Consider the following 11,911-nt stretch of genomic DNA (forward strand, 5'->3'; position numbering starts at 1 on the left):
TTCACATAATTTTCACGTTTTTCTTACAGATCGAAGCTTCGCACAACGCCAGACGAATGCCATAGCAACGGTAGGATTTTTCTTAAATGCATCGGATCTGCACTTGTCCAGAACTCGGTCTCGCGGGCCGGCCCTTTGGCCAATAGGGCTCGCTCGGCCAATAGCCGTTGAAGTTGGCGTGCCACGGCGGCCCCCGTGTCGATCAGGCTGATGTCGGCCGGAATCATTTGCTTGAGCAATGGCTTGAGGAACGGATAGTGCGTGCAGCCGAGGATCAACGTGTCGCAGCCGGCGGCGAGCAACGGGTCGACGTAATGCTGCAGCAATTGATGCAAGGCCGGGCTGTGCAAGTCACCCGCCTCAATCAGCTCCACCAGCCCCGGACACGGTTGAGTGATAACCCGCACATCGGTGGCGAAACGGTCGAGCAAGGCGGCGAACTTGGCGCTTTGCAAGGTGCCGGTGGTCGCCAGTACACCGACGATACCACTGCGGGTCGCGGCGGCCGCTGGCTTGACCGCCGGCTCCATGCCGACAATGGGCCAGTGGGGGAAGTCGCGCCGCAGATCGGCCACTGCGGCGACCGTTGCGGTATTGCAGGCCACCACCAGCGCCTTGGCGCCCTGCCCCATGAGAAAGTCGGCGATGATCGCGCTGCGCTGTCGGATGTATTCCGGGGTTTTCTCACCGTAGGGAATATGCCCACAGTCAGCCACGTACAGCAGCGACTCATTGGGCAGCAACTGACGGATCTCTTCCAGCACCGACAGCCCGCCGACACCCGAGTCAAGCACACCGATCGGCGCTTCACTCATGCTGGCCACCGCAGACGCTGCAACCCGGGTCGCGCTTGACTCGCAATTCGCGAAAACGTGTGCCCAAGGCATCGATCAACAGCAGGCGCCCCACCAGCGGCTCACCGAAACCGGCCAACAACTTCAAGGCTTCAAGGGCTTGCAGGCTACCGACCAATCCCACCAGCGGCCCAAGCACACCGGCTTCGCTGCAGGTCAACTCGGCTTCGCTGCCATGGCCGTAGAGGCAGTGGTAGCAAGGGCTTTCGGGGCGGCGCGGATCGAACACCGATAGCTGCCCTTCCAGGCGAATCGCCGCACCGCTGACCAGCGGTTTACCCCCAATGACACACGCCGCATTCACCGCTTCGCGGGTCGAGAAATTGTCGGAGCAGTCCAGCACCACATCCACCGTCGCAACCACGGCGGCCAGGCTGTCTTCGTCCATGGCCTTCGGATGAGGCACCAGGCGAATCCCGGGATTGATCGCCGCCAGGCGACGCATCGCCGAATCGACCTTGCTCAGGCCGACGCTGTCGGTGTCGTGAATGATCTGGCGTTGCAGGTTGGTCAGATCGACAGTGTCGAAATCCGCCAGGTGCAACTCGCCGACGCCAGCGGCAGCCAGGTACAACGCCACCGGAGCGCCGAGACCACCGAGACCGACGATCAACACGCGGCTTTGCTTGAGGCGCAATTGGCCGTCGATGTCGACGTGCTGCAACAGAATCTGCCGACTGTAGCGCAACAACTCCTGATCGTTCAGCACGGCAGGCACCCCAGGCTGATACGCTCGTGACCGCCCAGGTCCTTGCGGCTGTGGACCTGCGCGAAGCCTTGGCAGCCCAGCAAATCACGCACCGCCCCGGCCTGGTCGTAACCGTGTTCGAGCATCAGCCAGCCGCCCGGTTCAAGGTGACCGGGTGCCTGCTCAATGATCTGGCGCAGGTCATCGAGCCCATCTTGTCCCGCAACCAGCGCACTGGCCGGCTCGAAACGCACGTCGCCCTCGGCCAGATGCGGATCGGCGGCGGCGATATAAGGCGGGTTGCTGATGATCAACTCAAAACGCTCGCCGTCCAGAGCGCTGAACCAGTGACTGCTCAACACCGTGACGTTGCGCAGGTCCAGGCGTTGACGATTGCGCTCGGCCAGGGCCACGGCTTCCAGCACACGGTCGACCGCAGTGACCTTCCAGGCTGGGCGCTCGCTGGCCAATGCCAGGGCAATCGCGCCACTGCCCGTGCCCAGGTCCAGGACCCGGGCCGGCGTGGCCGGCAACAAGGCCAGCGCGGTTTCCACCAGCAGCTCGGTGTCAGGACGCGGGATCAGCGTATGGGGCGCGACTTCCAGGTCGAGTTTCCAGAAACCTTGCTGCCCGAGGATGTAGGCCACCGGCTCGCCGGAACGACGGCGCCGCAGGTACTCGGAAAACAGCAACGCCGCCTCGCTCGGTACGATCCGCTCGGGCCAGGTGTGCAGGAAGCTGCGGGACTTGCCCAGCGCAGCGGCCAGCAACAACTCGGCATCCAGCCGGGGCGAGGGCGAATCCGGCAGCTCGGCGGCACGTAACAGACTGGCGATGATGGTCATTGATTCACCTGTGCTTACTCGCCAATCGCAGCCAATTGGTCAGCCTGGTATTCGGCCAGCAACGGCTCGATGACCGCGTCGACACCACCGGCAAGAATTTCGTCGAGGGAATAAAGGGTCAGGTTGACGCGATGGTCGGTGACCCGGCCTTGGGCGAAGTTGTAGGTACGGATCCGCTCGGAACGATCGCCCGAACCCACCAGCAGTTTGCGCTCACTGGCGATAGCGTTGGCCGCAGCACTGGTCTGCTGGTCGTTGAGCTTGGCCGACAACCAGGCCATGGCTCGCGCGCGGTTCTTGTGCTGGGAGCGTTCTTCCTGGCACTCGACCACAATGCCCGAGGGCAAGTGAGTGATGCGAATCGCCGAGTCGGTCTTGTTGACGTGCTGGCCGCCCGCGCCGGAGGAGCGGTAGGTGTCAACCCGCAGGTCCGCCGGGTTGATCTCGATGGCTTCCTGTTCGTCCGGCTCGGGCAATACCGCCACGGTGCAGGCCGAGGTGTGGATGCGCCCCTGGGATTCGGTGGCCGGTACACGCTGCACACGGTGGGCGCCGGATTCGAATTTCAGCTTGCCATAGACGTTGTCACCCTCGACGCGGGCGATGACTTCTTTATAGCCACCGTGTTCGCCTTCGTTCTCCGACAGGATCTCCACGCGCCAACCACGACGTTCGGCGTAGCGCGAATACATGCGAAACAGGTCGCCGGAAAAAATCGCCGCCTCATCGCCACCGGTGCCGGCCCGGATCTCAAGAAACACGTTACGCCCGTCGTTCGGGTCCTTGGGCAGCAGCATTCGTTGCAGATTGTCTTCCAGTTCGAGCAACCGCTCCTTGGCTTCGCGGACTTCCTCCACCGCCATTTCGCGCATGTCCGGGTCGCTGTCCTTGAGCAGCGCCTGGGCGCCTTCGAGGTCGCCCTGCACTTTGAGCAGCTGTTTATATGTGGCGACAATCGGCTCGACTTCCGCGTATTCCTTGGAGTAAGTGCGGAATTTGTTCTGGTCGGAAATGACTTCGCCGTCGCCCAGCAAGGCGGTCAGTTCTTCGAAACGGTCCTGGAGGATGTCCAGCTTATTAAGCAGTGACGCTTTCATTGCGGTTTTTTATCCGAAAAGCTATCCGGTGAACCCTCACCGAGGGCAAAGAGCTCCTGGGCCATGGCCAGCGCATCAAGGCGGCCTTCGGCGGTCAGCTTCTTGAGCTGGACACTGGGAGCGTGGAGCAATTTGTTGGTCAGGCCGCGGGCCAGCTGCACCAGCACCTCTTCGGCACTGCCGCCGTTGGCCAGCAGGCGCTGGGCCTTTTGCAGCTCCTCGTCGCGCAGGCGTTCGCTCTGTTGACGATAGGCCTTGAGCACATCCACCGCCGCCAGCTCGCGCAGGCGCACCATGAAGTCCTCGGCACCGACGCTGATCATCTCTTCCGCCGCCTGGGCTGCGCCCTGCCGGCTCTTGAGGTTCTCGGCCACCACCTCGTGCAGGTCGTCGACGCTATAGAGGTAAACGTCGTCCAGTTCGCCGACTTCCGGCTCGATGTCCCGGGGGACGGCAATGTCCACCATGAAAATCGGCTTGTGCTTGCGCAGCTTCAGGGCACTTTCCACCGCACCCTTGCCCAGGATCGGCAACTGGCTGGCGGTGGAACTGATGACGATATCGCTGTGCACCAGTTCGGCAGGAATGTCCGACAGCAGCACCGCATGGGCACCGAACTGTTCGGCCAGGGTGCTGGCCCGCTCCAGGGTCCGGTTGGCGACGACAATGCGCTTCACACCCAGGTCGTGGAGATGGCGAGCGACCAGGGTGATGGTCTCGCCGGCGCCGATCAACAGCGCCTGGCTGCGTTGCAAATCACTGAAAATCTGTTTCGCCAGGCTGACGGCGGCAAACGCCACGGACACCGGGTTCTCGCCGATGGCGGTGTCGGTACGCACCTGCTTGGCGGCGTTGAAGGTGGCCTGGAACAGACGACCCAGCAGCGGACCGACGGTGCCGGCCTCCCGCGCCACGGCGTAGGCCGACTTCATCTGGCCGAGGATCTGCGGCTCACCCAACACCAGCGAATCGAGGCCCGAAGCGACGCGCATCATGTGACGAACGGCCGCATCATCCTCGTGCACATAAGCACTGGCACGCAGCTCTTCAAGGCTCAGATCGTGATATTCGGCCAGCCAGCGCAGCACCGAATCCGGCGAAACGTGATCCTGCTCTATATAAAGCTCGCTGCGATTGCAGGTGGAGAGGATCGCAGCTTCGCGACTGTCGGTCAGTCGGCAGAGCTGCTGCAGGGCCTCAACCAGCTGCTCAGGCGTAAAGGCCACGCGCTCGCGAACGTCTACTGAAGCAGTCTTGTGGTTAATACCAAGTGCAAGGAAGGCCATTCAAGGTCGCTGATGGTGACGTGAAGCCGGCAATTGTCCTACTTCGCCAGATTCAGAACAACCACTCGATCTCTATCGCCCCGAGCCGCGCCGTAAATCGACGGGGCGGTTATGTTTGACCCAAGGCTTGTGTCATGATGATCCGACCGCAGGTTAGTCGTCCTCTTCCTATATGAATAGATCTTCCGCGTTGCTCCTCGCTCTTGCCTTGCTCAGCGGCTGCCAGTCCATGGCCCCCGTTTCGACGGACGGTACGCCGCCGGTCGAAGACAGCACTCCGGCGCCTGAAAAACCCAAGGTCTACGGCTCGTTCAGCGAAGAAACCATCTTCAGCCTGTTGAGCGCCGAACTGGCAGGCCAGCGCAATCGTTTCGACATTGCGCTGGACAACTACGTGACCCAGGCCATCAACACTCAGGACCCAGGCATCTCCGAGCGTGCGTTTCGCATCGCCGAGTACCTGGGGGCCGACCAGGCCGCGCTGGATACCGCGCTGATCTGGGCCAGGAATGCCCCCGATGACCTGGAAGCGCAGCGCGCCGCCGCCGTGCAACTGGCCCGGGCCGGGCGCTACGACGACTCCATGGTCTATATGGAGAAAGTCCTGCAGGGCAAGGGCGACACCCACTTCGATTTTCTGGCGCTGTCGGCAGCCGATACCGACCAGGAAACCCGCAACGGCCTGATGAAAAGCTTCGATCGCCTATTGCAGCGTCATCCGAACAACGGCCAGCTGATTTTCGGCAAAGCCCTGCTGCTGCAACAGGACGGCGACACCCAGGGCGCCCTCACCCTGCTGGAAGACAACCCGCCCGAAGCCGGCGAAGTGGCGCCGATCCTGCTGCGCGCACGCCTGCTGCAAGGCTTGGACCGTGGTGACGAAGCGCTGCCGCTGCTGGAAAAAAGCATCAAGAAGTATCCGGACGACAAACGCCTGCGCCTCACCTATGCCCGCATGCTGGTGGAAAACAACCGCATGGACGAGGCCAAGGTGGAGTTCTCCAGCCTGGTCCAGCAATACCCGGAAGACGACGAGCTGCGTTACTCCCTGGCGCTGGTTTGCCTGGAAGCCAAGGCCTGGGATGAGGCCAAGGGTTATCTGGAGGACCTGATCGCACGGGAGAGCCATGTCGATTCGGCCCACCTGAACCTGGGACGCATCGCCGAAGAACGCAACGACCCGGAAAGCGCACTGATCGAATACGCCCAGGTCGGCCCGGGCAACGATTATCTGCCAGCACAGTTGCGCCAGGCCGACATCCTGATGGGCAACGGCAAGACGGCCGAGGCCCAGAGCCGCCTCGCCGTCCAGCGCGACTCCCAACCGGACTACGGCATCCAGCTGTACCTGATCGAAGCCGAAACCCTGTCGGCCAACAATCAGGGCGACAAAGCCTGGAATGTGCTGCAAAAAGCGTTGAAGCAGTACCCGGACGATCTGAACCTGCTGTACACCCGCGCCATGCTGGCGGAAAAACGCAATGACCTGGCCCAGATGGAGAAAGACCTGCGCCTGATCATCCAGCGTGATCCGGACAATGCCATGGCTCTCAATGCCCTCGGCTACACCTTGTCGGATCGCACCACCCGCTACGACGAGGCCAAGGTGCTGATCGAACAGGCCCATCAGATCAATCCCGAAGACCCGGCGGTACTCGACAGCCTCGGCTGGGTGAATTTCCGCCTGGGCAACCTCGATGAAGCCGAGCGCTTGCTGCGTCAGGCCCTGGAGCGCTTTCCCGACCAGGAAGTCGCCGCTCACCTGGGCGAAGTCCTGTGGGCCAACGGCAAACAGCGCGAAGCCCGGCAGATCTGGAGCCGGTTCCTCAAGGACCAGCCCGACAGCCCCATTTTGCGCAGCACCATCAAACGCCTGACCGGATCAGAGACCCTTTAAGATTATGTTTTTGCGCCATTTCATCGTGTTCAGCTTCATTGCCTTGCTCGCCGGTTGCGCGGGCTTCGGCGCCCGTGAATCCGTCCAGGGCCAGGGCAACCAGGCCCAGTGGCGCGAGCACAAGCAACAACTGAGTAGCCTCGACGGCTGGCAGATCGACGGCAAGATCGGCATCCGCGCCCCGAAAGACTCGGGCAGCGGCACGCTGTTCTGGCTGCAACGCCAGGACTACTACGACATTCGCCTGTCGGGCCCACTGGGTCGCGGCGCGGCCCGCCTGACTGGCCGGCCGGGCCAGGTTTCCCTGGAAGTCGCCAATCAGGGACGCTACGAGGCCCCGACCCCCGAAGCGCTGCTGGAAGAACAGCTGGGCTGGAAACTGCCGGTCTCCCACCTGACCTGGTGGGTCCGCGGGCTGCCGGCACCGGACAGCAAAAGCCGCCTGACCCTCGATGCCGACAGCCGCCTGTCCAACCTGGAACAGGATGACTGGCAGATCGAATACCTCAGCTATGCCCAGCAGAACGGCTACTGGCTGCCCGAACGCATCAAACTGCACGGCAGCAACCTCGATGTCACGCTGGTGATCAAGCAATGGCAGCCGCGCAAGCTGGGGCAATGACATGACCGCTGCACGCCTGACCCTGCCCTCCCCGGCCAAGCTCAACCTGATGTTGCACATCCTGGGTCGTCGACCGGACGGCTATCACGAGTTGCAGACGATTTTTCAGTTCCTGGACTACGGCGATGAAATCACCTTTGCCGTGCGCGACGATGGCGTGATACGCCTGCACACCGAATTCGAAGGCGTGCCCCACGACAGCAACCTGATCGTCAAGGCCGCGAAACAACTCCAGGCGCAATCCGGTTGTACGCTGGGCATCGATATCTGGATCGACAAAATCCTGCCCATGGGCGGCGGCATCGGTGGCGGCAGCTCGAATGCGGCAACGACCTTGCTCGGCCTCAACCACTTGTGGCAGCTGGGCTGGGACCTGGATCGACTGGCCGCACTGGGCCTGACGCTGGGCGCCGACGTGCCGGTTTTCGTGCGTGGCCACGCTGCTTTTGCCGAGGGCGTCGGGGAAAAACTCACGCCGGTTGAGCCTGAGGAACCCTGGTACTTGGTACTGGTGCCGCAAGTATCTGTAAGTACAGCAGAAATTTTTTCAGATCCGCTGTTGACACGTAACTCTCCTCCCATTAAAGTGCGCCCCGTTCCCAAGGGAAACAGTCGAAATGACTGCTTACCGGTGGTAGCAAGGCGTTATCCAGATGTTCGTAACGCTTTGAATTTGTTAGGTAAATTTACCGAAGCAAAACTCACCGGAACTGGAAGTTGTGTGTTTGGGGGCTTCCCAAGCAAAGCTGAAGCTGATAAAGTCTCGGCCCTTCTGACAGAGACCCTTACGGGGTTTGTAGCAAAAGGAAGCAACGTTTCGATGTTGCATCGCAAGCTGCAAGACCTGCTCTAAAAGGAATCGAGTGCTGGGCACTCGCAGCAACAGATACAGGGGCGTCGCCAAGCGGTAAGGCAGCAGGTTTTGATCCTGCCATGCGTTGGTTCGAATCCAGCCGCCCCTGCCATTTTCCTATACTCATCCAGGTATACCCTCAGCCTTCAGGTACTGCGCGTGTCCAAGATGATGGTCTTTACGGGGAACGCCAACCCCGATCTGGCTCGGCGTGTCGTACGTCAGCTGCATATCCCTCTCGGTGACATTTCTGTCGGTAAGTTTTCCGACGGCGAAATCACTGCCGAGATCAATGAAAACGTTCGCGGTAAAGACGTCTTCATTATTCAGCCGACTTGCGCTCCGACCAACGATAACCTGATGGAACTCGTCGTGATGGCTGATGCCTTCCGCCGTTCCTCGGCTACTCGTATCACTGCTGTTATTCCTTACTTTGGTTATGCCCGTCAGGATCGCCGTCCGCGTTCCGCACGTGTGGCGATCAGCGCGAAAGTCGTGGCTGATATGCTCACCGTAGTCGGTATCGACCGTGTCCTCACGGTTGATCTGCATGCTGACCAGATCCAGGGCTTCTTCGATATTCCCGTGGATAACATCTACGGCTCCCCCGTTCTGGTGGATGACATTGAAGATCAGCGCTTCGAAAACCTGATGATCGTGTCCCCGGACATTGGTGGTGTCGTGCGTGCACGGGCCGTTGCCAAATCCCTGGGCGTGGATCTGGGTATCATCGACAAACGTCGTGAGAAGGCCAATCACTCTGAAGTGATGCACATCATCGGCGATGTCGAAGGGCGTACCTGTATTCTGGTCGATGACATGGTCGATACCGCCGGCACCCTGTGCCACGCGGCCAAGGCCTTGAAAGAGCATGGCGCTGCCAAGGTCTTTGCCTACTGCACACACCCTGTGCTGTCGGGTCGAGCGATCGAAAACATTGAAAATTCCGTGCTGGACGAACTGGTGGTGACCAACACCATCCCGTTGTCCGCTGCTGCACAGGCCTGTGCGCGTATCCGTCAACTGGATATCGCACCGGTGGTTGCCGAAGCGGTTCGCCGCATCAGCAATGAAGAATCGATCAGCGCGATGTTCCGCTAAGGGCTCTGCCCTTGTCGTAACATCTCGTTGACGAAAAGCGCCCCGCCCCGGCATTCACTGTCGGGGCGGGGCTTTTTTGCCCATATCGCCTTTAGCGCTGGTCGCAAGCGCTGGGGTGAATGTGGTTACTTTGGAGATACAACATGAACGAATTTACCCTGAATGCTGAACTGCGTTCCGACCTGGGGAAAGGTGCGAGCCGCCGCCTGCGTCGTCTCGCAAGCCTGGTTCCAGCTGTAGTCTACGGTGGCGAGAAAGCCCCTGAGTCCATCAGCATGCTGGCCAAAGAAGTTGCCAAACTGCTCGAAAACGAAGCGGCCTACAGCCACATCATCGAGCTGAACGTTGGCGGTACCAAGCAGAACGTCGTGATCAAAGCCCTGCAGCGTCACCCGGCCAAAGGCCACGTGATGCACGCTGACTTCGTACGCGTAGTCGCTGGCCAGAAACTGACCGCTATCGTGCCTGTACACTTCGTTGGCGAAGCTGCACCGATCAAGAAAGGCGGCGAAATTTCCCACGTTGTTTCGGAAATCGAAGTGACCTGCCTGCCGAAAGACCTGCCTGAATTCATCGAAGTCGACCTGGCTGACGCCGAAGTCGGCACGATCATTCACCTGTCCGACCTCAAGGCTCCTAAGGGCGTTGAGTTTGTTGCCCTGGCACACGGCGATGACAAGGCTGTTGCCAACGTCCACGCTCCACGTGTTGCTCCGGAAGCAACTGAAGAAGGCGCTGCAGAGTAATTTCACTCTGTCGCCGGAGTGACCGGAAACATCGCGGACTGGAACGTAGCGAGACAACGGGCGAGAACGCGAAGTTTACTTAACGGTAGATCCGCACTTTTCGTCCATTGTCGCCACACCGTTTGAGCGCGACGTTGTTATCCACACTCCAGGAAGGGCCCCTATCGTGACTGCCATTAAACTGATCGTTGGCCTGGGAAATCCAGGTGCCGAATACGAACAGACCCGGCATAACGCAGGGGCCCTTTTTGTTGAGCGCATCGCGCACGCACAAGGCGTCAGCCTGGCGGTCGATCGCAAATATTTCGGCCTGACCGGGCGTTTTTCGCATCAGGGTCAGGATGTTCGCCTATTGATTCCCACCACCTACATGAACCGCAGCGGCCAGGCCGTGGCGGCATTGGCCGGTTTCTTCCGTATCAAGCCTGAAGAAATCCTGGTGGCCCACGACGAACTCGACCTGCCTCCGGGTGTTGCCAAGCTCAAGCAAGGCGGCGGCCATGGCGGTCACAACGGATTGCGCGACATCATTGCGCAACTGGGTAATCAGAATACCTTTCACCGCTTGCGGCTTGGCATCGGCCACCCGGGCGTTGCCAGTATGGTTTCAAACTTTGTCCTGGGTCGTGCGCCTCGCGCCGAACAGGAAAAACTCGATGCCAGCATCGACTTTGCCCTCGGCGTGCTGCCGGATATCCTCGCCGGTGAATGGAACCGCGCGATGAAAAACCTGCACAGCCAGAAGGCCTGACACTTATCCGAGGGGAAACACCATGGGATTCAATTGCGGCATCGTCGGCCTGCCTAACGTCGGCAAGTCCACCCTGTTCAACGCCCTGACCAAATCCGGTATCGCGGCCGAGAACTTCCCCTTCTGCACCATCGAGCCGAACACCGGCATCGTGCCGATGCCCGATCCGCGCCTGGACGCCCTGGCGGCCATCGTGATCCCGGAGCGCGTACTGCCGACCACCATGGAGTTCGTCGACATCGCCGGCCTGGTGGCCGGCGCCTCGAAAGGTGAAGGCCTGGGCAACAAGTTCCTGGCCAACATCCGCGAAACCGATGCCATCGCCCACGTGGTCCGCTGCTTCGAAGACGAGAACGTGATTCACGTTTCCAACAGCGTCGACCCGAAACGCGATATCGAGATCATCGACCTGGAACTGATCTTCGCCGACCTCGACAGCTGCGAGAAGCAACTGCAAAAAGTCGCTCGCAACGCCAAGGGCGGCGACAAAGACGCCGTCGCCCAGAAAGCCTTGCTCGAGCAACTGATCGCCCACTTCACCCTGGGCAAACCGGCACGCAGCCTGATCAAGAACATGGGCGCCGATGAGAAACAGATCATTCGAGGCTTCCACCTGCTGACGACCAAACCGGTCATGTACATCGCCAACGTTGCCGAAGATGGTTTTGAGAACAACCCGCTGCTGGACGTGGTGAAAGCCATCGCCGAAGAAGAAGGCGCGATGGTCGTACCGGTCTGCAACAAGATCGAAGCGGAAATCGCCGAGCTTGAAGACGGCGAAGAAAAGGACATGTTCCTGGAGGCCCTGGGCCTGGAAGAACCTGGTCTGAACCGCGTGATCCGCGCCGGCTATGAAATGCTCAACCTGCAGACCTACTTCACCGCCGGCGTAAAAGAAGTGCGCGCCTGGACCGTACGCGTCGGCGCCACCGCGCCACAAGCGGCGGCCGTGATCCACACCGACTTCGAAAAAGGCTTCATTCGCGCCGAAGTCATCGCCTACGACGACTTCATCCAGTACAAGGGCGAAGCCGGCGCCAAGGAAGCGGGTAAATGGCGTCTGGAAGGCAAGGAATACATCGTCAAGGATGGCGACGTGATGCACTTCCGCTTTAACGTCTAACCCGCCACGCCGCTTCCACGTAGCATCAAAAAGCCCCGTTATCGCCCC

Annotated in this window: 12 protein-coding genes and 1 tRNA gene; 8 read left to right on the forward strand and 5 right to left on the reverse strand. The window is 60.5% G+C overall.

Translation table 11 applies throughout. The annotated features are described in order from the left end of the window. Nucleotides 1-23 precede the first annotated feature (23 nt). Genes murI through hemA form a run of 5 tightly spaced genes read right to left on the reverse strand, consistent with a single transcriptional unit; the run spans nucleotide 24 to nucleotide 4,770 of the window. Nucleotides 24-815, reverse strand: coding sequence for a glutamate racemase (gene murI / locus LOY70_RS24815; RefSeq protein ID WP_265029816.1), 792 nt, complete (start codon nucleotides 813-815; stop codon nucleotides 24-26). Then, on the reverse strand, nucleotides 808-1,563 hold the full coding sequence (locus tag LOY70_RS24820) for a molybdopterin-synthase adenylyltransferase MoeB (RefSeq protein WP_265029817.1): 756 nt from the start codon (nucleotides 1,561-1,563) through the stop codon (nucleotides 808-810). Before LOY70_RS24820 ends, murI begins: the two co-directional genes overlap by 8 nt. Beyond that, nucleotides 1,557-2,387 (reverse strand): peptide chain release factor N(5)-glutamine methyltransferase, encoded by an 831-nt coding sequence (gene prmC, locus LOY70_RS24825; RefSeq protein ID WP_265029819.1) that lies wholly within the window; start codon nucleotides 2,385-2,387, stop codon nucleotides 1,557-1,559. Before prmC ends, LOY70_RS24820 begins: the two co-directional genes overlap by 7 nt. 14 nt (nucleotides 2,388-2,401) lie before the next feature. Beyond that, the gene (gene prfA / locus LOY70_RS24830; protein WP_123344792.1) at nucleotides 2,402-3,484 is read right to left on the reverse strand and encodes a peptide chain release factor 1; all 1,083 of its coding nucleotides are present in this window, start codon (nucleotides 3,482-3,484) and stop codon (nucleotides 2,402-2,404) included. Beyond that, entirely contained in the window at nucleotides 3,481-4,770 is a 1,290-nt protein-coding gene (gene hemA / locus LOY70_RS24835; protein ID WP_265029822.1) for a glutamyl-tRNA reductase, read from the reverse strand. Before hemA ends, prfA begins: the two co-directional genes overlap by 4 nt. 172 nt (nucleotides 4,771-4,942) lie before the next feature. Between hemA and LOY70_RS24840 the strand changes: the two genes are divergently transcribed. The 8 genes from LOY70_RS24840 (at nucleotide 4,943) to ychF (ending at nucleotide 11,863) form a co-directional block, all read left to right on the forward strand. Next, a complete protein-coding gene (locus LOY70_RS24840) occupies nucleotides 4,943-6,667 on the forward strand; it encodes a tetratricopeptide repeat protein (RefSeq protein ID WP_265029824.1) in 1,725 nt (574 codons plus the stop codon). A 4-nt stretch (nucleotides 6,668-6,671) separates the two neighbouring features. Further along, nucleotides 6,672-7,289 carry a lipoprotein insertase outer membrane protein LolB gene (gene lolB / locus LOY70_RS24845; RefSeq protein WP_265029826.1) on the forward strand — a complete coding sequence of 206 codons (618 nt, stop codon included), beginning with the start codon at nucleotides 6,672-6,674 and terminating at the stop codon, nucleotides 7,287-7,289. A gap of 1 nt (nucleotide 7,290) precedes the next feature. After that, on the forward strand, nucleotides 7,291-8,142 hold the full coding sequence (gene ispE / locus LOY70_RS24850) for a 4-(cytidine 5'-diphospho)-2-C-methyl-D-erythritol kinase (RefSeq protein WP_265029828.1): 852 nt from the start codon (nucleotides 7,291-7,293) through the stop codon (nucleotides 8,140-8,142). Nucleotides 8,143-8,179: 37 nt separating this feature from the next. Further along, a tRNA-Gln gene (locus tag LOY70_RS24855) sits at nucleotides 8,180-8,254 on the forward strand. Nucleotides 8,255-8,301: 47 nt separating this feature from the next. Then, nucleotides 8,302-9,243 (forward strand): ribose-phosphate pyrophosphokinase, encoded by a 942-nt coding sequence (locus LOY70_RS24860; protein WP_003171603.1) that lies wholly within the window; start codon nucleotides 8,302-8,304, stop codon nucleotides 9,241-9,243. Between the two features lie 143 nt (nucleotides 9,244-9,386). Then, nucleotides 9,387-9,989, forward strand: a complete 603-nt coding sequence (locus LOY70_RS24865; protein WP_265030006.1) for a 50S ribosomal protein L25/general stress protein Ctc — start codon at nucleotides 9,387-9,389, stop codon at nucleotides 9,987-9,989. A 166-nt stretch (nucleotides 9,990-10,155) separates the two neighbouring features. Continuing rightward, a complete protein-coding gene (pth, locus tag LOY70_RS24870) occupies nucleotides 10,156-10,740 on the forward strand; it encodes an aminoacyl-tRNA hydrolase (protein ID WP_045155087.1) in 585 nt (194 codons plus the stop codon). A 22-nt stretch (nucleotides 10,741-10,762) separates the two neighbouring features. Beyond that, on the forward strand, nucleotides 10,763-11,863 hold the full coding sequence (ychF, locus tag LOY70_RS24875) for a redox-regulated ATPase YchF (protein ID WP_025215461.1): 1,101 nt from the start codon (nucleotides 10,763-10,765) through the stop codon (nucleotides 11,861-11,863). The last annotated feature ends 48 nt before the right edge of the window (nucleotides 11,864-11,911 follow it).

This window comes from Pseudomonas sp. B21-054 (assembly GCF_026016345.1).
Classification (GTDB): domain Bacteria; phylum Pseudomonadota; class Gammaproteobacteria; order Pseudomonadales; family Pseudomonadaceae; genus Aquipseudomonas.

Coding starts and splice junctions, on each gene's coding strand:
- murI (WP_265029816.1), bottom strand. CDS start 815: ATGAGTGAAGCGCCGATCGGTGTGCTTGACTCGGGTGTCGGCGGGCTG.
- prmC (WP_265029819.1), bottom strand. CDS start 2,387: ATGACCATCATCGCCAGTCTGTTACGTGCCGCCGAGCTGCCGGATTCG.
- prfA (WP_123344792.1), bottom strand. CDS start 3,484: ATGAAAGCGTCACTGCTTAATAAGCTGGACATCCTCCAGGACCGTTTC.
- hemA (WP_265029822.1), bottom strand. CDS start 4,770: ATGGCCTTCCTTGCACTTGGTATTAACCACAAGACTGCTTCAGTAGAC.
- LOY70_RS24840 (WP_265029824.1), top strand. CDS start 4,943: ATGAATAGATCTTCCGCGTTGCTCCTCGCTCTTGCCTTGCTCAGCGGC.
- lolB (WP_265029826.1), top strand. CDS start 6,672: ATGTTTTTGCGCCATTTCATCGTGTTCAGCTTCATTGCCTTGCTCGCC.
- ispE (WP_265029828.1), top strand. CDS start 7,291: ATGACCGCTGCACGCCTGACCCTGCCCTCCCCGGCCAAGCTCAACCTG.
- LOY70_RS24865 (WP_265030006.1), top strand. CDS start 9,387: ATGAACGAATTTACCCTGAATGCTGAACTGCGTTCCGACCTGGGGAAA.
- ychF (WP_025215461.1), top strand. CDS start 10,763: ATGGGATTCAATTGCGGCATCGTCGGCCTGCCTAACGTCGGCAAGTCC.